Source organism: Candidatus Streptomyces philanthi (genome assembly GCF_059553635.1).
Map to the genome: position 1 here is coordinate 1 of NZ_JCANQV010000073.1, position 23,136 is coordinate 23,136.

19 protein-coding genes are annotated in these 23,136 nt (G+C 73.9%); 12 read left to right on the forward strand and 7 right to left on the reverse strand.

Annotation, left to right across the window (positions count from 1 at the left end):
* From AC51EU_RS11565 to AC51EU_RS11580, 4 genes are all read right to left on the reverse strand, one after another.
* A partial coding sequence (locus AC51EU_RS11565) for an NAD(P)/FAD-dependent oxidoreductase (RefSeq protein ID WP_496266743.1) occupies window positions 1-1,118 on the reverse strand: 1,118 nt, incomplete at its 3' end.
* A 1-nt stretch (window position 1,119) separates the two neighbouring features.
* Window positions 1,120-1,977 (reverse strand): class I SAM-dependent methyltransferase, encoded by an 858-nt coding sequence (locus tag AC51EU_RS11570; RefSeq protein ID WP_496266745.1) that lies wholly within the window; start codon window positions 1,975-1,977, stop codon window positions 1,120-1,122.
* A gap of 83 nt (window positions 1,978-2,060) precedes the next feature.
* On the reverse strand, window positions 2,061-3,740 hold the full coding sequence (locus AC51EU_RS11575; RefSeq protein WP_496266746.1) for a GH3 auxin-responsive promoter family protein: 1,680 nt from the start codon (window positions 3,738-3,740) through the stop codon (window positions 2,061-2,063).
* Complete coding sequence (locus AC51EU_RS11580) at window positions 3,727-4,422, reverse strand: hypothetical protein (RefSeq protein WP_496266748.1); 696 nt, start codon at window positions 4,420-4,422, stop codon at window positions 3,727-3,729. The genes AC51EU_RS11575 and AC51EU_RS11580 overlap by 14 nt, the downstream gene beginning before the upstream one ends.
* 364 nt (window positions 4,423-4,786) lie before the next feature.
* On the opposite strand from AC51EU_RS11580, the gene AC51EU_RS11585 reads away from it, so the two are divergent.
* The 5 genes from AC51EU_RS11585 to AC51EU_RS11605 all read left to right on the forward strand — a co-directional run bounded on the left by AC51EU_RS11585 (window position 4,787) and on the right by AC51EU_RS11605 (window position 10,799).
* The gene (locus AC51EU_RS11585) at window positions 4,787-7,801 is read left to right on the forward strand and encodes an AfsR/SARP family transcriptional regulator (RefSeq protein ID WP_496266749.1); all 3,015 of its coding nucleotides are present in this window, start codon (window positions 4,787-4,789) and stop codon (window positions 7,799-7,801) included.
* Between the two features lie 187 nt (window positions 7,802-7,988).
* On the forward strand, window positions 7,989-8,378 hold the full coding sequence (locus AC51EU_RS11590) for a cell division protein SepF (RefSeq protein ID WP_496266750.1): 390 nt from the start codon (window positions 7,989-7,991) through the stop codon (window positions 8,376-8,378).
* A gap of 57 nt (window positions 8,379-8,435) precedes the next feature.
* Window positions 8,436-8,798: a nucleotide pyrophosphohydrolase gene (locus tag AC51EU_RS11595; RefSeq protein ID WP_496266751.1), complete on the forward strand. Its 363-nt coding sequence runs from the start codon at window positions 8,436-8,438 to the stop codon at window positions 8,796-8,798.
* Between the two features lie 352 nt (window positions 8,799-9,150).
* Window positions 9,151-9,606 (forward strand): DUF6099 family protein, encoded by a 456-nt coding sequence (locus AC51EU_RS11600; RefSeq protein ID WP_496266752.1) that lies wholly within the window; start codon window positions 9,151-9,153, stop codon window positions 9,604-9,606.
* 269 nt (window positions 9,607-9,875) lie between these two features.
* On the forward strand, window positions 9,876-10,799 hold the full coding sequence (locus tag AC51EU_RS11605) for an LLM class F420-dependent oxidoreductase (RefSeq protein ID WP_496266753.1): 924 nt from the start codon (window positions 9,876-9,878) through the stop codon (window positions 10,797-10,799).
* 88 nt (window positions 10,800-10,887) lie between these two features.
* Here the strand turns inward: AC51EU_RS11605 and AC51EU_RS11610 are convergent, their stop codons facing one another.
* Entirely contained in the window at window positions 10,888-11,853 is a 966-nt protein-coding gene (locus AC51EU_RS11610; RefSeq protein WP_496266754.1) for a GlxA family transcriptional regulator, read from the reverse strand.
* Between the two features lie 95 nt (window positions 11,854-11,948).
* Here AC51EU_RS11610 and AC51EU_RS11615 point away from each other — a divergent pair, with 95 nt between their 5' ends.
* The 6 genes from AC51EU_RS11615 to AC51EU_RS11640 all read left to right on the forward strand — a co-directional run bounded on the left by AC51EU_RS11615 (window position 11,949) and on the right by AC51EU_RS11640 (window position 20,799).
* Window positions 11,949-13,406 (forward strand): MFS transporter, encoded by a 1,458-nt coding sequence (locus AC51EU_RS11615; RefSeq protein WP_496266755.1) that lies wholly within the window; start codon window positions 11,949-11,951, stop codon window positions 13,404-13,406.
* A 76-nt stretch (window positions 13,407-13,482) separates the two neighbouring features.
* Window positions 13,483-14,718 (forward strand): arginine deiminase, encoded by a 1,236-nt coding sequence (locus tag AC51EU_RS11620; protein ID WP_496266756.1) that lies wholly within the window; start codon window positions 13,483-13,485, stop codon window positions 14,716-14,718.
* 114 nt (window positions 14,719-14,832) lie between these two features.
* Window positions 14,833-15,846, forward strand: coding sequence for an ornithine carbamoyltransferase (gene argF / locus AC51EU_RS11625; protein WP_496266757.1), 1,014 nt, complete (start codon window positions 14,833-14,835; stop codon window positions 15,844-15,846).
* A gap of 198 nt (window positions 15,847-16,044) precedes the next feature.
* The gene (locus tag AC51EU_RS11630) at window positions 16,045-17,496 is read left to right on the forward strand and encodes an amino acid permease (protein WP_496266758.1); all 1,452 of its coding nucleotides are present in this window, start codon (window positions 16,045-16,047) and stop codon (window positions 17,494-17,496) included.
* A 157-nt stretch (window positions 17,497-17,653) separates the two neighbouring features.
* Window positions 17,654-18,481: an enoyl-CoA hydratase family protein gene (locus AC51EU_RS11635; RefSeq protein ID WP_496266759.1), complete on the forward strand. Its 828-nt coding sequence runs from the start codon at window positions 17,654-17,656 to the stop codon at window positions 18,479-18,481.
* A gap of 2 nt (window positions 18,482-18,483) precedes the next feature.
* Window positions 18,484-20,799 carry a bifunctional salicylyl-CoA 5-hydroxylase/oxidoreductase gene (locus AC51EU_RS11640; protein WP_496266760.1) on the forward strand — a complete coding sequence of 772 codons (2,316 nt, stop codon included), beginning with the start codon at window positions 18,484-18,486 and terminating at the stop codon, window positions 20,797-20,799.
* A 9-nt stretch (window positions 20,800-20,808) separates the two neighbouring features.
* Here AC51EU_RS11640 and AC51EU_RS11645 read toward each other — a convergent pair whose 3' ends face one another.
* Together AC51EU_RS11645 and AC51EU_RS11650 are read right to left on the reverse strand one after the other, a co-directional pair.
* On the reverse strand, window positions 20,809-21,774 hold the full coding sequence (locus AC51EU_RS11645) for a ScbA/BarX family gamma-butyrolactone biosynthesis protein (protein WP_496266761.1): 966 nt from the start codon (window positions 21,772-21,774) through the stop codon (window positions 20,809-20,811).
* Between the two features lie 146 nt (window positions 21,775-21,920).
* Window positions 21,921-22,538, reverse strand: coding sequence for a ScbR family autoregulator-binding transcription factor (locus AC51EU_RS11650; protein ID WP_496266762.1), 618 nt, complete (start codon window positions 22,536-22,538; stop codon window positions 21,921-21,923).
* A gap of 171 nt (window positions 22,539-22,709) precedes the next feature.
* Between AC51EU_RS11650 and AC51EU_RS11655 the strand changes: the two genes are divergently transcribed.
* Window positions 22,710-23,136, forward strand: a 427-nt coding sequence (locus AC51EU_RS11655) for an MDR/zinc-dependent alcohol dehydrogenase-like family protein (protein WP_496266763.1), incomplete at its 3' end; no start/stop codon positions are given.

Sequence of the window (23,136 nt, forward strand, 5' to 3'; positions counted from 1 at the left end):
CAGGGGCGCAGCAACCCCGCGGTCGCCGTGCCGACGGCCCGCCGCTGCCCGGTGTCCGGGTCCGGGTGGGCGGCCAGGACGTCGGCGAGCAGGAAGGCGTGTTCCAGGGCGAGGGACATGCCCCGGCCGAAGAACGGGTCGGTGATGCACGCGGCGTCCCCGACGGGGTAGAGCCCCGCGACGGGCAGGGCCGCGTCCTCGCCGGTGACGCGCAGGGTGTTGGGCGGGCTGGTGATCGCGTGCACCGGCGAGATCGGTTCGGCGACGCCCGGCGCCATCCAGGGGCCGAGGCCCGGCGTGGCCCGGCACACCGCGTCGAACACCGCGCGGCGCCGGATGCCGGACAGGGCGCGGTCACCGGGCAGGGTCAGCAGGGCGATGGAGAAGGTGTCGTGGTCGCCGGGGTGCAGCACCCCGGCGTAGTGGCCGCCGACGTGGCCGGCGGCGTTGCCGCGGTTGAGGGGGCCCGGGTGGCCGTCGCCCAGCAGCCGGTAGAAGCGGGTGTGGCCGGCCAGGCCGGTCGGTGAGGTCAGCGGGTCGGCGACGGGTATGCCGAGGTCGGTGAGCCAGCCGCGGGAGGAGGCCCGGCGCCCGGTGGCGTCGATCACCAGCCCGGCGGGGAGGCGTTCGCCGGAGCCGGTGACGACGGCCGTCACCCTGCTCCGGGACGCGTCGAGCTCCACGCCCGCGACGGTCGTCGCGTGCCGGACGGTGACGCCGGGGGAGTTGGCGACGGCCCGGTACAGCAGCAGTTCCAGGGTGGAGCGGCGGCAGCCGAGCGAGACCATCTCGTCGTCGCCGGGCGCGGGCGCGCGGTCGGTGATGCCGGCGGGCATGGCGTCGGTGAGCCGGTGCAGCCCGGCCCCGGCGACCCGGGCCGCGGCCAGCACCTGGGGCGCCCGCTCGCGCAGGACCCGTACGCCGACGGAGGTCAGGGTGTGGGAGTGGACGCTCTGCGGCACGGTGGGGCGCCGCCACCACGCCACGGCCTCGCCGACCGACCACTGGGGTGGTGCCGGGGCGCGTTCGAGGACGAGGACGCGGTGGCCGGTGCCGGCCAGGGCGAGGGCGGTGGCCAGGCCGGCGACGCTGCCGCCGACGACGACTGCGGCCGCCATGTCAGCGCCGGGTGCCGTGGACGAAGAACACCCGCCGGACGTCGCGCTCGGACCGCGGCGGCACCGGGTCGGGCCAGCGGCCGTAGGACGCGCGTGCGTCGCCGGGCTGGAGGGCCTCGACGTCGTACCCGTACGTGTCGAACAGGGCCTCCGGCTCGTCGGTGCCGAACAGCCAGGGGCAGCCCCAGCGGGCGAACACGTCGAGCAGGCCGCGCATCTGCGGCAGGGTCAGCGCGGCGCTGTTGACGATGTCGGCGGCGATACGGCTGCCGGGCGCGGAGATCGCGGCGACCCGTTCGAGGATCTTGTGGGTGTCGGGCTCGGGGATGTAGTAGAGCAGCCCTTCGAGCAGCCAGGTGGAGGGGACGGACGGGTCGTAGCCCGCGGCGCGCAGGTCGTCCTCCCAGTCGGGCGCGGTGAGGTCGACGGCGACCTTGCGGTGGTCGGTGCGGGGCTCCACGCCCGCCAGCCGCTCGTCCTTGTACGCCAGCACCGCCGGGCGGTCGACCTCGAACCAGCGGACGCGGTCGGGCCAGTCCATGCGGTAGGGCCGCGAGTCCATGCCGGCCGGGGCCAGCACGATCTGCGTGGTCCCCGGGTCGCGGGCCGCGTCGGCGAGGTAGTCGTCGAAGAACCGGGTGCGGATCGCGTTGTAGTCGGGGGTGCTCGGCAGGGTCCGCTCCTGGCCGGGCGGGAAGGTGGCGTCGCGGACCTCCGCGAGGAGGGAGGGGCCGATCTCGCCGGCCAGGGCGGCGGCGTAGGGGTCCTCGTAGAGCCGGTCGTCGCGCCGGGTCTCGGCGGCCCGCAGGGCGGCGGTGAGCAGCGCGGTGCGCTCGACGGCGTCCAGCTGTGCGGTCATCGGGGGTCCTTCTTTCTGTGCGCTGCGGTCGTGCGGGCGCGGCCCCGGGGCGCGGTGCGGCCCCGGGGCCTGTCGGGGGAGGGTCAGGCGGTGCGGCCGGTGAGGCGGGCCCACTGCGCGGGGTCCTGGCGGAACATCCGGTCCTTGACCTGGGTGGGCCGCACCCCGCTCGCGACGGTGTCCTGCCAGTCGCGCCAGAACGCGTCGGGGGCGAGCCGGAGCACCTCGGGGGCGGCGAGCCGCTTCTCGTCGCGGGCGGCGCGGTAGCCGGGCGACTCGGCGCCCAGCGCCTCGTCGAGCCGGGCGGTGAAGCGGGCGGTCTCGTCGTCGCTCCAGGGGGTGCGGGGCGCCACGGCGAACTCGTAGCCGGCCGGGCCGCCGTCCCGTTCGGCCACCCGGCAGGAGGCGTTGCGCAGTTCGAGGCCGTGGGCGCCGAGGGCGGCGGCGAGGGCGCGGACGACCTGGGCGTCGCGCAGCCGTTCCCCGGCGTGGTCGGAGCGGGTGCTGCGGCCGGTGTACTCCAGCCGCGGGACGCCGTCGACCCGGTCCGTCATCCGGACGACGTCGCCGACCGCGTAGCGGTACAGGCCGCCGACGTGGCTGAAGACGACGTGGTAGTCGCGGCCGGGCTCCAGCTCGTGGGGCCGCAGCGTCGCGGTGCCGGCGGTGAGGTCGGCCGCGGCGTCGGCGAACTCGTACACGGACGCGGTGACGACCAGGCTGCCGGCCGACGGGTGCCGGTCCAGGGCCACGCCGACCGGGCCCTCGGAGGCGGCGACCGGCGCGGGCAGCGCGGTCACCCCCGCGCCGAACTCCTCGCGCAGCCGCGGCAGGTACAGCGACGCCAGTCCGGTGGTCCAGCAGAACAGGGCCCGCATGTGCGGCCAGACATGGGCCGGGCGGACGGTGCCGAAGCGGTCGGCGAGCCGTTCCAGTTCCGCGGCCCGCTCCGGGTTGGGGGTGCCGTACGGCAGGCCGCCGAGGGTGCCGTCGCGGACCTCCTTGACGATCCGCTCCCACCACAGGTTCAGCTGGTACGGCAGTGCCGCGATCATCGCCGGGTTGATGCCGATGACGCAGCGGACGTCGCTCTCCACGGCCAGCCGCAGCCGCAGATACATCTTCTCCAGGTGGGCGCCCGCCTCGACGGGGACGGGCAGGGTCGCCCAGGGCGCGCCGGTGCCGGGCTCGGCGGAGAGCGGTTCGCCGAACTTCTCCCCGAAGTCGACCTGGCTGGCGCCGACGTGCGGGCTGCCCGACGCGGTGGTGGGCGGCGCGGCCAGCGGGTCGTGCTTGAGGTTGAGGACGGCGTCCGGGCGGCCGAGGACGTCGGGGAAGTGCTCGATCAGCGGGGCCCAGGCCGCGTAGTAGAACGGGAAGAAGGTGGTGCGCATGAACCGCGGGGTGACCGGGATCTTCTTGTGGGCGCCGGTGCTGCCGCTGCTGGTGAAGAAGACGGCGGGCCGGTCGGCGCTGAGCACGCCGTCCTCGCCGGCCGCGGTGCGCTCGATCCACGGCCCGAGGTCCGCGTACGTCTGCACGGGGACGGCGGCGCGGTACTCGTCGAGGGTGCGGATGCGGTCGAAGCCGTGCGCTCTGCCGTACTCCGTCCCGGCGTTGAACTCCAGCAGGTCCTTCAGGACGCGCTGCTGCGCGCCGTCCGGGTCGGCGAACGCCTCGCGCAGCCGCAGCCGTTCGCCGAGGACGCGCTCGCGGTAGCGGCGCAGCCGGTCGGGGTCCGTCCAGGATTCAGCCGAGCTCATCGGTGAGCACCTCTCGTATCGCCTCCGCGGTGCGCGCGGGGTCGTTCTGTTCCTCGATCACCGTCACCGGCAGGTGCGCGGTCTCCTCCCGCAGGAGCCTGCCGAGATCGGTCTGGTAGCGCCGGAAGCCCTCCCACCCGGGGTCCTTGCCGTAGTACTCCAGCAGGTTGAGGTCGGCCCCCCGGTGCGCGCGCCGCCAGGCGGACTCCGGCGTCACGTCCAGGTAGACGACCCGGCGCGGGCGGGGGAAGGACCGCCACCACGCGAACATGGGGTTCTCCCGCACCCCCGCGAGTCGGCACTTCGCCAGCAGCTTGTAGTAGTACGAGTCGACGACCGCGGGGGCCGACGGGTCGTGCAGCAGCTGGTCGCGCAGGTGGATGACGGCGGTCTGGATCATGGCGGCGAAGAAGTCCGGCGACCATGTGCCCTCGTGGGGCGCCACGTCCTTGACGACGTCCCGGCGCAGCCGCTTGATCAGCGCGTGCTCGGAGCCGAGGTATCCGTCGTCGACCGACACCGCGCGCCAGTGTCCCGCCGCGGTCAGCTCCCGCAGCGCGGAGGACTTGCCCGCGTAGTCCGGGCCGAGCAGCACGCAGAAGGGGGGCGGGTCCGCCTCCGGTGCCGCGCCGTACCGGCCGGGTGCCGGGCGGGGGAGGGGTTCGGCGGGCAGAGCGGTCATGGCGTGGCACCCCTGTCGTACTGATGGAACGTCTTCGCTGCGGACCGGTACCGGAGGGTCGGTGAAGAAAAGGGCGCGTCGGGTGGTGCTGGAGGGGAGGGGGAGAAGGGCCGCGCCGTGTGGATCACCTTTGCAGAGATCTCCACGACGGTGTAGGGCCAGTGATGGCCGTTGGCGGTCTTGGCCGCCAACGGACAGGAAACCCCCGGCGGCCGGGGAGCGCCCGGCCCCGGGGGCCGGTGGGGGACACCCCGCCCGCCGCGCCTGCGGGCGGACGGCACGGCGCCCTCCACAGGCCCTTCACCGCAGCCGCCCGCGACAACGGACTAGGGAGAACGACCGGACGGTTGGTATAAGCGGTGGAATGGCACAGTCTTCCGCTCCCCCCACAGCGGTCCGCGTCCGGTTGCTCGGCCCCGTCCAGTACGTTCCGGAGCGGGGGGCGGCCCGGCGGCCCGGCGCGCCCGGACCCCAGGCCGTGCTCGCCGCCCTCGCGCTGCGGGCCGGACGGCTGGTGACGGTCGACCAGCTCATCGACGGCCTCTACCACGACGATCCGCCGGCGTCCGCCCGGCGCGTCATCGTGAACTACGTGCACCGGCTGCGCACCCACCTCGGGCCCGCCGGCACGGACGGCGCCTCCCTCATCGGCACCGTCGCCGACGGCTACGTCCTCCACCTGCCCGCGGAACACGTCGACGCGCTGCGCTTCGCCGACCTCACGGTCCGCGCCCGGCGCACCGCCGCCGGCGGCTCTCCCGCCGCGGCCGCCGCCCTCCTCAAGGACGCCCTCGGCATGTGGCGCGGCCCCGCCCTCGCCGGACTGCCCGGCCCGTACGCGCAGGAGCAGCGCCGGGCCCTGACCGAACAGCACGCCGCCGCCCTGGAACACCATCTGGAACTGCTGCTGGAGTGCGGCCGGCACACCGAGGCCGTCCCGGGCATCCAACGTGCCCTGGAGTCCCACCCGTACCGCGAGCGGCTGCACGCCGCGCTGATGCTCGCCCTGTACCGCTCGGGCCGCCGCGCCGACGCCCTCCTCGCCCACGACCGGGCCCGCCGCGTCCTCGCCGACGACCTGGGCATCGACACCGGCCCCGCCCTCGACGAACTGCACGCCGCCGTCCTCGCCGACGACCGCGCGCTGCTCGCCGCCCCCGGCCCCGCCGCCCCGCCCACCGTGCCCCGGCAGCGGACCGCCCCCGGACTGCCCCGCCCCTCCCAACTTCCCGCCTCACCGCCCGACTTCACCGGGCGCCGCGAACAGCTCGCGGAACTCACCGCCGCCCTCACCGGCGGCGGACCGCACCCCGTCGCGGTCCTGACCGGCATGGGCGGCGTCGGCAAGACCGCGCTGGCGCTGCGCACCGCGCACGCCGTCGGCGCGCACTTCCCCGACGGCTGCCTCTACTCCGATCTGCGCGCCCCCGGCGGCACCGCCGGGGACCCGTCTGCCGTGCTGGGCGGCTTCCTGACGGCGCTGGGCATCCCCCACGAGCGCGTCCCGATGGCGCTCCAGGACCGCGCGGCCCTCTTCCGCACCCTGGTCGCCGACCGGGCCCTGCTGGTGGTGCTGGACAACGCGCTGAGCGTCGCCCAGGTCGATCCGCTGCTCCCCGGCGGCGACCGCTGCGGTGTTCTCATCACGGCCCGCGCCCTGGCGGGGATGCCCGCCACCCGCACCGTGGTGCTGGACGGCATGAGCCCCGACGACGCCGTCGAACTGATCGGGAAGGTCGCCGGACGCCGGAGACTGGCGGAGGAACCGGACGCCGTGCACGCCCTCGCCGCGTCCTGCGGCTATCTGCCGCTGGCCCTGCGCGCCATCGGCGCCCGCCTCGCGCTCCGCCCGGCCTGGGCCGCGGGCACCCTGCTCGCCCGGATGCGGGACGGCACCCGGCTGCTGGGGGAGCTGCGGGTGGGCGAACTCACCGTCGACGCGGTGTTCGAGGAGTCCTACGCGCAGCTGACCGGGCCCTGCGCCCGCGCCTTCCTCGCCCTGTCCGTCCCCCACTGCACCACCTTCGGTGTCAAGGGGGCCGCCGCGATCCTGGACCGGCCCGAGGAGGAGACCGAGGCGGTGCTGGAGGACCTGGTGGACGCCGTCCTCCTGGAGACCCGGGCGCCCGGCCGCTACCACTACCACGACCTGGTCGGCGCCTACGCCCGCGAACGGGCCCGCGCGGAACTGCCCGAGGGGGAGCGCCGCGCGGTGGTCCGGCGCGCCGCCGACTTCCTCTGCGCCAGCGTCGCCGCCGCCGTCCGGGCCTCCCAGCCGCTGGGGCGCGCGCTGACCGCCGAGATCCAGCCGTGCCGTTCGGCGGGGGACGACGTGGGCACCGGGCCGGAGGCCATGGCGTGGGTGCGGCGGATGCTGCCCACCCTGGTCGCGGTCGCCGAGCAGGCCGCGGTCTCGGGCGACCCGGAGGCGGTGGCGCTCGCCGTCGACATCCTCGTCCTGGCGCCCTGCTTCGAGGAGATGCTGCCCCTGGGGGCGCTGGCGCGGGCGGCCCGCGCGCTGGTCCCGGCCGCCGGCGAACTGTGCGGCGGGACCGTCGTCGCCTGCGCCCACTACGCGGCCGGGGTGATCCTCAAGAAGCACGCGTCCCCCGACTCCCTGGAGCTCTCCCGCGTCCATCTGCGCAAGGTCCTGGAACTCTTCGGCCCGGACCCGGTGCCCACCGACGGTCTGCGCCCGTTCCTCGCCGTCCTGTTCACCCGCGCGATGCTCGCCCAGCTCGACCAGCACGCGGGCGATTTCGCCGCCGCGCGCGAGCACGCGGAACGCTCGGTGGAGCTGGCGGAGCGGACCGGTGACCGGCGGCTGGTGGCGCGGCGGCAGACCATCCTGCTCCAGATCGCGGTCGAGGACCCCGACCGGGACACCGATCTCGCCGAGATCGCCGACGGGTGCCGTCGGCTGGCCGCCGTCTTCACCCGGGACGAGGACCTCAAGTGGCTGATCCGGGTGGAGACGACGGAGGCGGACACCCTGCTGGGCCGGGGCCGCCCGGAGGAGGCCGCCGTACGGTACCGGCGGGTGCTGGAGCGGACCCGTACCAGCGGCCATGTCCGCAACGAGACGGAATGCCTCTACCGGCTCGCGGAGGCGCTGCGGCGCACCGGTGACACGGCGGGCGCCGTGGACCACGCCCGGCGCGCCCTGCGCACCGCCCGGTACGCGCAGGAGTACCTGCTGATGGCCCGCGGGCACCATGCCCTCGGCACGGCGCTGCGTGACGCCGGCGAGGAGAAGGAGGCGGCCGGTCACCTGGCGAGCGCGGCCGAGCTCTACCGGTTCCTGGGCCGCGGCACGGGGGACGGGGGCGGCCCGGGGGTGTTCCTGGGGCCGGTGGCTCCCGGCGGCGGGGACGGATGAACGGGCACACATACGCGCGACAGGCCGATACCGCGGCGCGTCGGTACAGGTCAGGTGCCATGGTGCAGGATGGGAAGAGGATGTGACGCCGCGTGTGTCGCGTCCGGCAAGATTTGTATGGTTATCTCTAGAATCGTGCGATGCAGATTTCGCAGACAGGCAGCACACCACCGCGTGAGGTGATCCGGTGAACGGCCCCGATGCCACCGACGAGCAGTGGGAAGGGCTCGCCGAGGTCGTACCGCTGCGCAGCAGCAGCGAATGGCCTTCCTGGCCCGCCCACCGCGCGCTCCCCGACGAGGAACCGGAGGAGGAGGCGCGGCGGTTCGTCGTCATCCGGGTCCAGACCTTCGCCGACGCCCGCGAGGTCGCCGAGTACCTGATGACCCAGGTCCCCGTCCTGCTGGACCTCACCAACGCCGACACCGACGTCGCCAAACGCATCCTCGACTTCTCCAGCGGAGTCGTCTTCGGGCTCGGCAGCGGGATGCACCGCGTCGACACCAATGTGTTCCTGCTGGCCCCGGTCGGCACCGAGGTCGCGGAACCGGCCGCGGGGGGCGCCTCCCGGGCGTAAAAGGGGCGCGGGCGGTCGCTGTGCGCCGCCCGGCGGGCGGGTGCTACACCTGGGGGCATGAGTGAGGATCTCCGTGCCCTGCAACGACGACTGGCCGCCTTCGCCGCCGCCCGCGACTGGCAGCGGTACCACACGCCCAAGAACCTGGCGGCCGCGCTGAGCGTCGAGGCGGCCGAACTCGTCGAGATCTTCCAGTGGTTGACGCCCGAGGAGTCGGCGCGGGTGATGGCGGACCCGGAGGCGGCCGGACGGGTCGAGGACGAGGTCGCGGACGTCCTGGCGTATCTGCTCCAGTTCTGCGACACCCTCGGTATTGACGTCCTGGCCGCCCTCGCCGCCAAGATCGAGCGCAATGAGTCCCGCTTCCCCGCGGTGCGCGACGCGCGGCCGGACCGGCCGCGGGAAAGGGGCGCGGAGTAGAGGTGCGCGCGGGTGGCCGGTTCCGTTCCGTGCCGCCCGCGCGCCCCCGTACGCCCTCCGCGGGCGGCACCGTCGCCGTGTCCCTCGCGTCGCCCGGCATCTGCCGTGACCCGTGCCGCTCCTGTGCCGGGAGTGAGGAGAGGGGGCGTCGTGCCGTGAGGGGAGGGGGAGTCGCTCCCCTCACTTCTTGGTAACTCTACGGAGTCAAGGATCTTTCCAACGCGCCTTGGTTGTCCACAGATTTGCGAAATCCCCTGGCGTTTTTGGCTGTTCACTCTCACTCTGGGTAGTGGACATGAGTGTGGGGTGATGGACAGTGACAACGACAGTGACTCCGGAGGGAGGGACGAGTATGGACGCGGTGCGGATCATCGCGGCCGGCCGACGCGGGCTCGCGCAGGCGGGCACCGTAGAGGAAGTGATCGTCGAGGCGTGGCAGGCCCAGGCCCTGGCCGAGGCGGTCGGCGTACACCTCGTGATGTTCGGGCCGTACGAAGTGCGGTCCCGGGCCCGCGGACTGGGGGAGACCGGCCGGCGGTACAGCGGGGGACTGCTGTGCCGGGCGTCGTACGCCGGCGCGCTGCGCGCCGACCGGCTCACCGAGGTGCGCGACGTCAAAGCGGCGCTGACGGGCCTGATATGCCTGCTGCGCGAGGTCTGTGAGGCGCTGGTGAACGTGGTCTGCTCGGCCGAGGAGGAGGGCGTGTACTGGACCTGCGTGGAGGCCATGGACACGGCGGACGAGTGCCGTGACCGCGTCGCCGGAATACTGGAGAAGCTGGAGGTGAGGGACCGCCATCTCGCCTGAACCCGCACGGCCCGCACCTCGCGCACCCCCGGTCGTACCCCGGCGCGCGACGCCCCGGCACGACCGCGCTCCACGGTCCGCGGACGTGGCCGCCGCGCCCGAACGGCCACGCGCCCCGGACACCCCGCCCCCTCACCCGCCTCCGCGTTCCCCCACGACCCCATCCGCCTCCCGAGCGGCCGCCGGCCACCGCGCACGCGCCCCCGCCGCATCCCCGCCCACGACACGAATGAGCATGTGTTCCCGGGCGGAGAGGGCAGGATGGAGGCATGGATCTGCGCATCTTCACCGAGCCCCAGCAGGGCGCCACCTACGACACCCTCCTCACCGTCGCCAAGGCCACCGAGGACCTGGGCTTCGATGCCTTCTTCCGCTCCGACCACTACCTGCACATGGGCAACGTCACCGGACTGCCCGGCCCGACCGACGCCTGGATCACCCTCGCCGGCCTGGCCCGCGAGACCCGGCGCATCCGCCTCGGCACCCTCATGACCGCGGGCACCTTCCGTCTCCCCGGCGTGCTCGCCATCCAGGTCGCCCAGGTCGACCAGATGTCCGGCGGCCGGGTCGAGCTGGGCCTGGGCGCCGGCTGGTTCGAGGAGGAGCACAAGGCGTACGGCATCCCCTTCCCCAAGGAGAAGTTCGCCCGCCTGGAGGAGCAACTGGCCGTCATCACCGGTCTGTGGGGCACCGAGACCGGAAAGGAGTTCAGCTACGACGGCACCCACTACCAGCTGGAGAAGTCGCCCGCGCTGCCCAAGCCCGCCCAGGAGCGGGTGCCGGTGCTGATCGGCGGGCACGGCGCGACCCGTACCCCGCGCCTCGCCGCCCGCTACGCCGACGAGTTCAACATCCCCTTCGCCTCCGTCGAGGACAGTGAGCGCCAGTTCGGCCGGGTCCGCGCGGCCGCCGAGGCCGCCGGCCGCAAGGGCGGCGACCTGGTGTACTCCAACGCCCTGGTCGCCTGCGTCGGCCGGAACGACGCCGAAGTGGCCCGCCGCGCCGCCGTCATCGGCCGCGAGGTGGACGACCTCAGGGCCAACGGCCTCGCCGGTTCCCCCGCCGAGGTCGTCGACAAGATCGGCCGCTACGCCGCCGTCGGCTCGTCCCGCGTCTATCTTCAGATCCTGGACCTCGACGACCTGGACCACCTGGAGCTGATCGCGTCGGAGGTCCAGTCACAGCTGGGGTGAGACACCCGGGGCAGGGGCGTACGGAGCAGGCCCCCGCGCCCCACGGTGGGGCCGGAGAGAGCGCCCTCCGGCCCCACCGCCCCCTCCGTCACCCCGCCGCCCGTGCCGCCCGGAACGACCTCCGGTAGTCGGTCGGCGGGACCCCCATGGCGCGGGTGAAGTGCCGCCGCAGATTGCTGGCGGTGCCCAGCCCCGAGACCTCCGCCACCCGGTCCATCGGCAGATCACTGCCCTCCAGCAACTCCCGCGCACGCGCCAGCCGTTGCGCCTGGAGCCACCGCATCGGCGTGGTCCCCGTCGCCGCGTGGAAGCGGCGGACCAGCGTCCGCGGACTGGTGTGCGCCCGGCGGGCGAGACCGGCCACGGTCAGCGGCCGGTCGAGCCGCTCGGCCGCCCACGCCAGAAGCGGCGCCAGCGACTCGTCGCGGCGCTCCGGGAGCGGCTGCTCGATGTACTGCGCCTGCCCGCCGGGCCGGTGCGCCGGCGCCACCAGCTGCCGGGACAGCGCGTTGGCCACCTGGGTCCCGAAGTCCTCGCGGACCAGGTGCAGACAGACGTCGACGGCCGCGGTGGACCCCGCGCCGGTGAGCACATCACCGTGGTCGACGTAGAGCACCGACGGATCGACCCGTACCGCCGGATGGCGCTTGGCGAGCAGCGGCGCGTACCGCCAGTGGGTGGTGGCCGTCCGGCCGTCGAGCAGTCCGGTCGCCGCCAGGGTGAACGCGCCGGAGCACAGCGACACCAGGCGCGCGCCCCGCCGGTGCGCCTCCCGCAGCGCGTCCACCAGCACGGGCGGCGGATCGCCGTGCACATCCGCCGACGCCGGTACGACCACGGTGTCGGCGCTCACCAGGTCCTCGACCCCGTACGGGGTGCGGGCGCTGAACCAGGGGCCGGTGCGCGGGGGCGCGCCGTCCGCGCCGAGCGCGCACACCCGCAGGTCGTACCAGCCGGGTGGGGTCTCGATCCGGTCCGTGCCGAAGACATGGCAGGGGATGGCCGTTTCGAGGAACGGCATGCCGTCCGTGACGGCGACCGCGAGTAAGGGCATCCGCGCAGTATGACAGCCGGTGTGGCAGGAAGCGTGCGAGTGGTGTCAGTGCTGCCACTCGTCCGCGTGCGCGGCGCCGACCAGGCTTGCCTGCCATGACCACCCCTTCTTCGCGTCACCCGGCGCACGCCCGCGCCGGTGACCGTCCGCACCACCCGCCGGCCGCCCCGGGCGAGGAGCGTGGGCACCCGCGCCGCTGGCTGATCCTCGCCATCGCCTCCACGGCGCAGTTCCTCGCCGTCCTCGACCTCGTCGCGGTCGTCATCGCCTTCCCCGCGATGGGCGAGGACTTCGCCCCGGCGCCCGCCTCCGCGCTGTCGTGGGTGCTCAACGGCTACACCGTGGTCCTCGCCGCGCTGCTCGTCCCGGCGGGCCGGATGGCCGACGCGACCGGGCGGCGGCGCAGTTTCCTGCTCGGCATGGCACTGTTCGGCCTCGCCTCCGCGGCCTGCGCCGCCGCCCCCACCCTGGCGTTCCTCATCGCGGCCCGCCTGGTGCAGGGCGTGGCCGCCGCCGTCCTCGTGCCCACCTCGCTCTCGCTGGCCCTGCCCGCCTTCCCGGCGGCGGAACGCGCCACTGCCGTCGGGGTGTGGACGGCGGTCAGCGCCGTGGCGGCCGGCGCGGGACCGGTCCTCGGCGGTGTGCTGACCGCCACCGACTGGCGGCTGATCTTCCTGATCAACGTCCCGGTGGTGCTGCTCGCCGTCGGCGCGGGCGCCCGGCTGCTGCCGCGCGGCGCACGCGGCGCGCGGCAGGCGCTCGACCTGCCCGGTTCGGGGCTGGTACTGCTGTGCGTCGGCGCGCTGGTGGCCGCCGTCGTGCAGGCGCCGGAGTGGGGGTACACGGCACCGGGCACTCTCGGGCTGCTCGCGACCGGCGTCCTGGCGGGCGCGCTGGGCGTACGCCATGTGCGCCGGGCCCCGGAACCTGTCGTCCACCCCGGCCTCTTCCGTACCCCGGGCTTCACCCGCGCCGCGCTCGGGCTGCTGGCCTACTTCGTCGCGTACGGGGCGATGACGCTGGCCGCCAGCCTGCTGTTCACCGACGTCTGGCACTACCCGGTGCGCACCGCCGGGCTCGCGCTGGCGCCCTGGCCGCTGACCGTGCTGGTGGCCTCCGTGTTCTCCGGCCGGCTCGTCGCGCGCCTCGGCGCCCGGACCGTGGGCGTCCTCGGCGCCTGCGCCTTCGTGGGCGCGGCGGTGTGGTGGTTCGTCCTGGCGGACGACGGGGCCGCGGGCACCCACTACGCCGTCCGTTTCCTGCCCGGACTGGTCCTGGCGGGCTGCGGGACCGGTCTCTACCAGCCCGTCATGTTCGCCGCCGCGGGACTGCTGCCGCCCGGTCAGCTCTCCCTCGGCTCGGGCGTCCTGATGGTCTCCCGGCAGGCGGGCACCGCCCTGGGCGTGGCCGTGGTCGTCGCGGCGACGGCGGGCGGGGGACACCCCGGGCTCGGTGGTCTCCGTGCCGCCTGGCTGCTGGCGGCGGCCGCGTCCGTCGTGGCCCTCGTGGCGGCGGCCCGCCGTCCTCCGCGCGGGACGGACGGGGCCCAGTGACCCCTGGCCGGTGCCGGTTGTCCCGACACCGGTCGGACGATGGTCCCCGTCCACCGGGAGCGGTGAAGATGGGGAGATGGGATTCCATGTCGATTCCGAGGCCGGGCGGTTGCGCCGCGTCATCCTGCACCGCCCCGACCTGGAGCTGAAACGGCTCACGCCCACGAACAAGGACGCCCTCCTCTTCGACGACGTGCTGTGGGTGCGCAGGGCGCGGGCCGAGCACGACGGGTTCGCCGATGTGCTCCGGGACCGGGGGGTGGAGGTGTATCTCTTCGGGGACCTGCTGGCCGAGAGCCTGGAGGTGCCCGCGGCGCGCCGGCTGGTGCTGGACCGCGTCTTCGACGAGAAGGAGTACGGGCCGCTGGCCACCGACCCGCTGCGGGCCGCGTTCGACGTGCTGCCGGTGCCGGAGCTGGTCGAGGCGCTGATCGGGGGGATGACCAAGCGGGAGTTCCTGGAGCGGTACCCGGAGCCGGCGTCCGTGCGTTTCCATGTGATGGACCTGGACGACTTCCTGCTGGACCCGCTGCCCAACCACCTCTTCACCCGGGACACCTCCGCCTGGGTCTACGACGGTGTGTCGATCAACGCCATGCGCTGGCCGGCCCGGCAGCGTGAGACGGTGCACTACGAGGCGATCTACCGTCACCATCCGCTCTTCCGGGACGCGGGGTTCCATGTGTGGTCCGAGGGGCAGCCCGACTATCCGTCGACGATCGAGGGCGGTGACGTCCTGGTGCTCGGCAACGGCGCGGTGCTGATCGGGATGAGCGAGCGGACCACGCCGCAGGCCGTGGAGATGCTGGCCCGGGGTCTGTTCGCGGCGGGTTCGGCGCGCACCATCGTGGCGCTGGACATGCCCAAGCGCCGTGCCTTCATGCATCTGGACACGGTCATGACCATGATCGACGGGGACACCTTCACCCAGTACGCGGGGCTGGGGATGCTGCGCTCGTACACCATCGAGCCGGGGGCGAGCGCGCGGGAGTTGAAGGTCACCGACCATCCGCCGGAGCACATGCACCGCGCCATGGCGGCGTCCCTGGGGCTGGACGACATCCGGGTGCTGACCGCCACCCAGGACGTGCACTCGGCGGAGCGCGAGCAGTGGGACGACGGATGCAATGTGCTGGCGGTGGAGCCCGGGGTGGTGGTGGCGTACGAGCGGAACGTGACGACCAACACCTTTCTGCGCAAGCGGGGGATCGAGGTCATCACGATCCCGGGCAGTGAGCTGGGCCGGGGGCGGGGCGGCCCGCGCTGTATGAGCTGCCCGGTGGCGCGGGACGCGGTGCCGGGCGCGGGCTGAGCTTCCGTGCGCCCTTCCCCCGCGCTGAATACTGATGCGATAGCTCGTATACACTTCCAGGAGTATGTGTTCTCGTACACGCGTTCTGCACCCAGTCGCGAATCAGGAGTCACCATGGCGATGGACCTCACCGGCCGCCACTTCCTCAAGGAGCTGGACTTCAGTGCCGGGGAATTCCGGCGGCTCGTCGACCTGGCGGCCGAACTCAAGGCCGCGAAGCGCGCCGGTACCGAGGTCCAGCGGCTGCGCGGCAGGAACATCGCGCTGATCTTCGAGAAGACCTCGACCCGCACCCGCTGTGCCTTCGAGGTCGCCGCCGCCGACCAGGGCGCCTCGACGACCTACCTCGACCCGAGCGGTTCGCAGATGGGCCACAAGGAGTCGGTGAAGGACACCGCCCGCGTCCTCGGCCGGATGTTCGACGGCATCGAGTTCCGCGGCAGCCTCCAGTCGGACGTCGAGGAGCTGGCCGCCCACGCCGGAGTGCCCGTCTTCAACGGCCTCACCGACGACTGGCACCCCACCCAGATGCTCGCCGACGTCCTCACCATGACCGAGCACGGCGGCGGCCGCCCCCTGGAGGAGACCGCCTTCGCCTACCTCGGCGACGCCCGCTACAACATGGGCAACTCCTACCTCGTCACCGGCGCCCTGCTCGGCATGGACGTACGGATCGCCGCCCCGCGGCAGCTGTGGCCCGCCGACGAGGTCGTCGCCCGCGCCCGCGAGCTGGCCGAGGAGAGCGGTGCCCGGATCACCCTCACCGAGGACGTGGCCGAGGGTGTGCGCGGCGCCCACTTCGTCGTCACCGACGTCTGGGTCTCGATGGGGGAGCCCAAGGAGGTCTGGGACGAGCGCATCCGGCTGCTCGCCCCGTACGCGGTGACCATGGACGTCCTGCGCGCCACCGGCCGCCCGGACGTGAAGTTCCTGCACTGCCTGCCCGCCTTCCACGACCTCGGGACGGCGGTCGGCCGGGAGATCCACGAGCGGCACGGGCTGACCTCCCTGGAGGTCACGGACGAGGTCTTCGAGTCCGCGCACTCCGTCGTCTTCGACGAGGCGGAGAACCGTATGCACACCATCAAGGCCGTCCTGGTCGCCACCTTGGCCGGACTGCCCCTGTGACCTGCGCTCCGGGGCGTCCGTGCGGCGTCCCGGAGCGCCCTCCCGCCGCATAGTCATACGCCCGAGTGGGCGATCATGCATGCCGAGCGGTTACCATCGACGCTCACGGAGACCCGGACCCACATCCTCCGGTTCTCCCCGCGGACGGCCCCACCCCCGCCGCCCGCACCCGCACCACCAGAGAAGAGATCCACCCCCATGCGTCCGCTGGGTCCCTCCGGACCGCGCATCAAGTCCCCCGACGTCCTCATCGCCGAATCCGGCGCGGACCTCGAAGGCCACGGCCTCAAGCGCACCATGGGGCTCTTCCAGCTCGTGTGCTTCGGCATCGGCGCCATCGTCGGCACCGGCATCTTCGTCGGGCTCTCCGGCACCGTGGCCGAGTCCGGCCCCGCCGTCATCGTCTCCTTCGTGCTCGCCGCGATCACCTGCGTCCTCACCGCCTTCTCCTTCGCGGAGCTCGGCGGCGCCATCCCGGTCTCCGGCAGCTCGTACTCCTACGCGTACGCCACCCTCGGCGAGCGCACCGCCTTCCTCGTCGGCTGGTGCCTGCTGCTCGAATACGGCGTCTCGGTGTCCGCGGTAGCCGTCGGCTGGGGCCAGTACCTCAACGAACTGCTCGGCAGCCTCACCGGCTGGGAACTGCCCGCCGCGCTGTCGAACCCGCCGGGCGAGGGCGGCGTCGTCAACGTCCCGGCCGTCGTGGTGATGCTGCTCGCGGCCCTGCTGCTGGTCCGCGGCGTCCGCGAGAGCGCCCGCGCGACCGCCGTGATGGCCGTACTGAAGATCGGCATCCTGATCCTGTTCTGCGCGATCGCCCTCACCGCGTTCCGGGCCGGCAACCTCACCCCGTTCGCCCCGCAGGGCATCGCCGGCATCACCTCCGGCGCCTCGCTCGCCTTCTTCTCGTACATCGGCTTCGACGCGATCACCACGGCGGGCGAAGAGGTCAAGAACCCGCGCCGGAACATCCCCATCGCGATCATGGTCTGCATCGGTGTGGTCACCCTGCTCTACTGCCTGGTCGCCCTCTCCGCCATCGGGGCGCTCTCCGCCGGGGAGGTCGCCGGCCGGCCCGCCGCCCTCTCGCTGATCGTCGACAAGGTCACCGGCTCCGCCTGGGGCGGCGCGGTGATCGCCTTCGGTGCCCTGGTCGCCATCGCGTCCGTCGTGCTCACCGTGATGTACGGGCAGACCCGCATCCTGATGTCCATGTCCCGCGACGGCCTGATCCCCCGCGTCTTCGAGCGGATCTCGCCCCGGACCTCCACCCCGGTCGCCAACACCTGGATCGTCGCCGTCGTCTTCGCCGTCCCGGCCGCCGTCGTCCCGCTGGGCGTGGTGATGAACCTGACCACCATCGGCACCCTGTCGATCATGGCCGTGGTCAACATCTGCGTGATGCGTCTGCGCCGCACCCGCCCCGAGCTGGCGCGCCGCTTCCGGGTGCCCCTCTTCCCGGTCAGCCCGCTGCTCGGCACCGCGTTCTGCCTCTACCTGATCTACGGGACCGGACCGGCGACCTGGCTCCAGTTCGCCGCGTTCCTCGTGGTCGGCGCCCTGGTCTACGCGGTCTACGGCCGCCGCCGCTCCCGCCTCGCGCACCCGGAGGCCGCACCGCGGCCGGTGGAGCACGCGCACCAGGGGTGAGCGCCCGGCCCCGCGGCGGGCGGGGCCGGGCGGTATGGCGTACTCGTGACGACGGTCACGACCCGGTGATAGCGTCGTAGGGCAGCGACGCGCGCACGCATCCACCGGCACCGCAGGCACCACACCCCGCCCGTCCGCCGAAGGGGACCGCCAGCCCATGAGCCCGTTCGCAGGATCCGCCCGCAGCACCGACAGCTGGAAGCACCTCCGCGTGACACGGGACGACGGCGTCGTCACCGTCACCCTCGCCCGCCCGGACAAACTCAACGCCCTCACCTTCGAGGCGTACGCCGACCTCCGCGACCTGCTCACCGAACTCTCCCGGGAACGCTCCGCCCGCGCCCTCGTCCTCGGCGGCGAGGGACGCGGCTTCTGCTCCGGCGGCGACGTCGACGAGATCATCGGCGCCACCCTCCACATGGACACCGGGCAGCTCCTGGACTTCAACCGGATGACCGGCCAGGTCGTCCGGGCGCTGCGCGAGTGCCCGTTCCCCGTGGTCGCCGCAGTCCACGGCGTCGCGGCCGGCGCCGGCGCGGTGCTCGCCCTCGCCGCCGACTTCCGCGTCGCCGACCCCACCGCCCGCTTCGCCTTCCTCTTCACCCGCGTCGGCCTCTCCGGCGGCGACATGGGCGCGGCCTATCTGCTGCCCCGCGTCGTCGGCCTCGGCCACGCCACCCGGCTGCTGATGCTCGGCGAACCGGTCCGCGCCCCCGAGGCCGAACGGATCGGACTCCTCAGCGACCTCACGGAGGAGGGCGGCGCCCACACCGCCGCCGCGGCCCTCGCCCGGCGGCTCGCCGACGGCCCCGCCCTCGCCCACGCCCAGACCAAGGCCCTGCTCACCGCCGAACTCGACATGCCGCTCGCCCCCGCCGTCGAACTCGACGCCGCCACCCAGGCCCTGCTGATGAACAGCGCCGACTACGCCGAGTTCCACGCCGCGTTCACCACCCGGCGCACCCCCGACTGGCAGGGGAGGTAGCGGTGCCGGCGCCGGTACGCCGGATCGCGGTCCTCGGCGGCGGACCCGGCGGGCTCTACGCCGCCGCCCTCCTCAAACGGCTCGACCCCGAGCGCGAGATCACCGTGTGGGAGCGCAACGCGCCCGACGACACCTTCGGCTTCGGCGTCGTCCTCTCCGACGAGACCCTCGGCGGCATCGAGCACGCCGATCCCGTCGTCCACCGCGCCCTCCAGGACGAGTTCGTCCGCTGGGACGCCATCGACATCGTCCACCGGGGCCGCACCCTCACCTCCCACGGCCACGGGTTCGCCGCGCTCGGCCGCCGCAGGCTGCTGGCCGTCCTCCACGAGCGCTGCCGCGCCCTCGGCGTACGGCTCCGCTTCCGCACACCGGCCCCGCCCGCCGCCGACCTCGCCCGCACCCACGACCTGGTGATCGCCGCCGACGGGGTGCACAGCGCCACCCGCACCGCCCACGCCGAGGTCTTCCGCCCGCGGCTGACCACCCACCGCTGCCGCTACATCTGGCTCTCCGCCGGCTTCGCCCTCGACGCGTTCCGCTTCGAGACCGCCCAGACCGGCCACGGCATCGCCCAGCTGCACGCCTACCCCTACGCCCGCCCGGCGCCCGGCAGCGAGGACCCCGAGGGCGCCAGCACCGTGATCGTCGAGATGCGCGAGGAGGTCTGGCGCCGGGCCGGACTCGACCGCTGCGACGAGGACGCCTCCGCGCGCTGGTGTGCCGGCCTCTTCGCCGACACCCTCCGCCACACGCCGCTGCGCTCCAACCACTCCGCCTGGACCGCGTTCCGCACCGTCGTCACCGAGCGCTGGTCGCACGGCCCGGTCGTCCTGCTCGGCGACGCCGCGCACACCGCCCACTTCTCCATCGGCTCCGGCACCAAGCTCGCCGTCGAGGACGCCCTGGCCCTCGCCGCCTGTCTGACCGAGCACTCCACCGTGCCCGAGGCGCTGGACGCCTACGAGGCCGAGCGCCGCCCCGTCGTCGCCTCCACCCAGCGCGCCGCCCGCGCCAGCCTCGCCTGGTTCGAGGACCTGGCGACCTACGCGGACCAGCCGCCCCACCGGTTCGCCTTCAACCTCCTCACCCGCAGCCGCCGCGTCACCCACGCCAACCTGCGGATGCGCGACGCGGGATTCGTCGACCGGGTGCAGGACGAGGCGGGCATCCCGCGCGGTACACCGCCCATGTTCACCCCCTTCCGGCTCGGGGGCCTCACCCTGCGCAACCGTGTCGTGGTTTCCCCGATGGACATGTACTCCGCGGTCGACGACGACGGCACCCCCGGCGACTTCCACCTCGTCCACCTCGGCGCCCGCGCCCTCGGCGGTGCCGGGCTGGTGATGACGGAGATGGTCTGCGTCAGCCCCAACGGCCGCATCACCCCCGGCTGCACCGGCCTCTACACCCGCGGCCACGAAGCGGCCTGGCGCCGCATCGCCGACTTCGTCCACACCAGCGCCCCCGGCGCCGCCCTCGGCGTCCAACTAGGCCACTCCGGCCGCAAGGGCTCCACCCGCCGCATGTGGGAGGGCATCGACCAGCCCCTCCCCGACGGCAACTGGCCCGTCGTCGCCGCCTCGCCCCTCCCGTACCGCCCCGGCACCAACCAGATACCGCACGCCCTCACCCGCGACGAACTCGCCACCGTACGCGGGCAGTTCGTCCGCTCCGCCCGGTCCGCCGCCCGCGCCGGATTCGACCTCCTCGAACTCCACTGCGCCCACGGCTATCTGCTCTCCGGCTTCCTCTCCCCGCTCACCAACCACCGCGACGACGCCTACGGGGGCGGCCTCACCGCCCGGCTGCGCTACCCCCTGGAGGTCTTCGACGCGGTCCGCGACGTCTGGCCCGCCGACCGGCCCATGACCGTCCGGATCTCCGCCACCGACTGGGCCGACGGCGGCACCACCGCCGACGACGCCGTCCGCATCGCCGCCGCCTTCGCCGAGCACGGCGCCGACGCCATCGACGTCTCCACCGGGCAGGTCGTCCCCGACGAACGCCCGGACTTCGGCCGCTCGTACCAGACCCCGTTCGCCGACCGCATCCGCAACACCCTCGGCGTCCCCGTCATCGCCGTCGGCGCGATCTCCTCCTGGGACGACGTCAACTCCCTGATACTCGCCGGCCGCGCCGACCTGTGCGCCCTGGCCCGCCCGCACCTCTACGACCCCCACTGGACCCTCCACGCGGCCGCCGAACAGGACTACACCGGGCCTGCCGCGCCCTGGCCCGCCCCCTACCGCGCGGGCAGCCGCACCCCGCCCACCGGACGCACCGACGCCCCCAAGCCCCGCCTCACCCTCGACTGACACGGCGGCTCAGCGCACCGGCACCACGGCCAGGCCCGCCCGCATCACCCGCACCCCGCGCTGCTCCATCGTCACCTCGACCGCCTGGTGCCCCCGGTCGTCGGCGCCGTCCGCCCGCGCGCCCACCCAGCTCGGCGCGTCCAGCTCCGCGTACCGCTCGAACGCGCACTCCAGCGTCACCGGCAGCGCGAACCCGGACACCACCGCCAGCGCCGCCTGCCGCGCCGCCTCCACCATCAGCATCCCCGGCGTGTGGTCGACGGGATGGTCGAAGAGGACCGGGTGCGAGGTGTCCACCCGTACCTGCCAGCGGCCGTCCTCGCCGGCGGGGGAGAGCACCACATCGCGCTCGTGCTCCCGCGCCACCCGCGACGGGGCCAGCGCGGCGGGCGGCGGCAGCGCCCGGGAGGTGGCGAACGCCAGGTCGCCGTAGGCGCCGCGCAGCCGGCGGTAGACGGCGGGGGAGTGACAGGAGAAGCCCAGGGAGGCCGTGCCGAGTTCGCTGCCGTCGACCAGTACCCGGAACTCCTGGCGCGCCGCCAGCAGCCGCTGCCCCCGGTGCACCAGGTCGTGATCGGTGACGTGCAGCTCCACCTCGGCCGGCCGGGCGGTGGTGCGCAGCGTCCCGGCCCGCAGGCGGTAGCCGACGCGCCGCCAGATGATGGGGTGGTCCAGCGGGACGCCGTACCCCACGTGGCTGAGCAATATGCCGGCCTGCCGCAGGGTCTCGACCAGCAGCACCGGGTCGTGCCGGCCGCGCACCGGGCCGTAGAAGGTGTGCGCCCGCGGCCACTGGGCCCGTACCTCCCAGGACGCCGTGCCGGTGCGCCGCCAGCCGGTCAGGAACACCTCGGAGACGGCGCGGCGGTGGACGTACTCGCGGGGCACCGTCCGGGTGAGCGTCCGCGGGCCGGTCCGCCCGCCGTGCCGGAAGGGGCGCGGGAACGACAGGGAGCCGGGAGCGGCGCTGGTCATGCGGGCCTCTTCCTGGTGGGCGGTGAACGGCTCCCGGACGGGGAACGCGGGCCAGGAAGCGACCCCGGCGGGGGAACGACCCTACATACCGTAGGGTTTGTTTTTGCCGGCCGGGTCATCGCCGCGGAAGAACGGGAGATGAGACGTCAGACGACGGCCCCGACACTCCGGCCCCGCGGATCGAGATGGGTCAGCGCCCCCGGCGCCGCCAGCCCCGGCAGGATGTGCCGCCACAGGTTCGTCACCCGCTCCGGCAGGTCCGCCCGGTTGGTCGCCGCCCGCGAGAACAACTGCACCCCCATGTACGCGGCGACGAAGAACTCCGCCGCCCGCTCCGGCGAGATCCCCGGCAGCAGCTCACCCTTCTCCTGCGCCTCGGAGAACAGCTCGGCAACGATGTCGGTCCACGCCTGGTACGGCACCAGTGGCTCGTCGCTGAACGTCGTCTCGACCGCGATCCGCGTACCCGCCTGGAGCATCGGATCGCTCTGGAGCGCCAGCGTCACCTGGTGCGTGAAGTCGATGGCGTCCTGCAACCGGGACTCGGTGACCGGCGGACGGAACGGTCCGGTCTGCTCCTCGATGACCGCGCGGGCCAGGGCGTCCTTGGAGGTGAAGTGGAAGTACAGGGCGCCCTTCGTCACCCCGGCGCGTTCGATGATCTCCGCCATGGTGGCGGCCTCGTAGCCGCGCGTGCCGATGACCTCGGCAGCGGCTTCGAGGACGGCACGCCGGGTCCGCACTGCGCGTTCCTGCTTGGCCACCGATCGCCCTCCGTATGCTTCCGGGAGTTGTTGTACCTCAGTGCGAACCGCCTGCTCCGGGCAGCGCAGTACCAGCGCATCATAAAGAAGCCAACCGGGGGGTATGGTTGAGCGGTTGGTATCCGGCTACGCGGTCCGGAGCGGCGTCGCACACGCGCCAGGAGTCCCCGTATGCCCTCTTCACCCCTCCCCGCCACGCACCGCGAGGTCCGTCTCGCCCGCCGTCTCGAAGGCCCCTTGACAACGGACCACTTCACCCTCGCCGAAGTACCGCTGCCGCGCCCGGCCGAGGGCGAGGTCCTGGTACGCACCCGGGTGATGGCCGTACGGGCCGCGATGCGCACCCAGATGACGGGCACCCCGCTGCCGATGCCCTCGTACGAACCGGGGCGGGCGCTGTGGGGCGCGGCGGTCGGCGAGGTCGTCGCGGACCCGGCCGGACGGTTCACGCCGGGCGAACTCGTCCAGCATCCGGGCGGATGGCGGGAATTCGCCGCTGTCGGGGCGGCCCGCCTGCGCCGCCTCGACCCGGACGCCCTGCCCGACCCCGCGGCCCATCTCTCCCAGGGCGCCACCGCCTGGGGAGCCCTGCGCCGCG

What these genes read in the sequence shown, in the direction of transcription:
- AC51EU_RS11570 (WP_496266745.1), bottom strand. Translation starts at nt 1,977, where the DNA reads ATGACCGCACAGCTGGACGCCGTCGAGCGCACCGCGCTGCTCACCGCC.
- AC51EU_RS11575 (WP_496266746.1), bottom strand. Translation starts at nt 3,740, where the DNA reads ATGAGCTCGGCTGAATCCTGGACGGACCCCGACCGGCTGCGCCGCTAC.
- AC51EU_RS11580 (WP_496266748.1), bottom strand. Translation starts at nt 4,422, where the DNA reads ATGACCGCTCTGCCCGCCGAACCCCTCCCCCGCCCGGCACCCGGCCGG.
- AC51EU_RS11585 (WP_496266749.1), top strand. Translation starts at nt 4,787, where the DNA reads ATGGCACAGTCTTCCGCTCCCCCCACAGCGGTCCGCGTCCGGTTGCTC.
- AC51EU_RS11595 (WP_496266751.1), top strand. Translation starts at nt 8,436, where the DNA reads ATGAGTGAGGATCTCCGTGCCCTGCAACGACGACTGGCCGCCTTCGCC.
- AC51EU_RS11600 (WP_496266752.1), top strand. Translation starts at nt 9,151, where the DNA reads ATGGACGCGGTGCGGATCATCGCGGCCGGCCGACGCGGGCTCGCGCAG.
- AC51EU_RS11605 (WP_496266753.1), top strand. Translation starts at nt 9,876, where the DNA reads ATGGATCTGCGCATCTTCACCGAGCCCCAGCAGGGCGCCACCTACGAC.
- AC51EU_RS11610 (WP_496266754.1), bottom strand. Translation starts at nt 11,853, where the DNA reads ATGCCCTTACTCGCGGTCGCCGTCACGGACGGCATGCCGTTCCTCGAA.
- AC51EU_RS11615 (WP_496266755.1), top strand. Translation starts at nt 11,949, where the DNA reads ATGACCACCCCTTCTTCGCGTCACCCGGCGCACGCCCGCGCCGGTGAC.
- AC51EU_RS11620 (WP_496266756.1), top strand. Translation starts at nt 13,483, where the DNA reads ATGGGATTCCATGTCGATTCCGAGGCCGGGCGGTTGCGCCGCGTCATC.
- argF (WP_496266757.1), top strand. Translation starts at nt 14,833, where the DNA reads ATGGCGATGGACCTCACCGGCCGCCACTTCCTCAAGGAGCTGGACTTC.
- AC51EU_RS11630 (WP_496266758.1), top strand. Translation starts at nt 16,045, where the DNA reads ATGCGTCCGCTGGGTCCCTCCGGACCGCGCATCAAGTCCCCCGACGTC.
- AC51EU_RS11635 (WP_496266759.1), top strand. Translation starts at nt 17,654, where the DNA reads ATGAGCCCGTTCGCAGGATCCGCCCGCAGCACCGACAGCTGGAAGCAC.
- AC51EU_RS11645 (WP_496266761.1), bottom strand. Translation starts at nt 21,774, where the DNA reads ATGACCAGCGCCGCTCCCGGCTCCCTGTCGTTCCCGCGCCCCTTCCGG.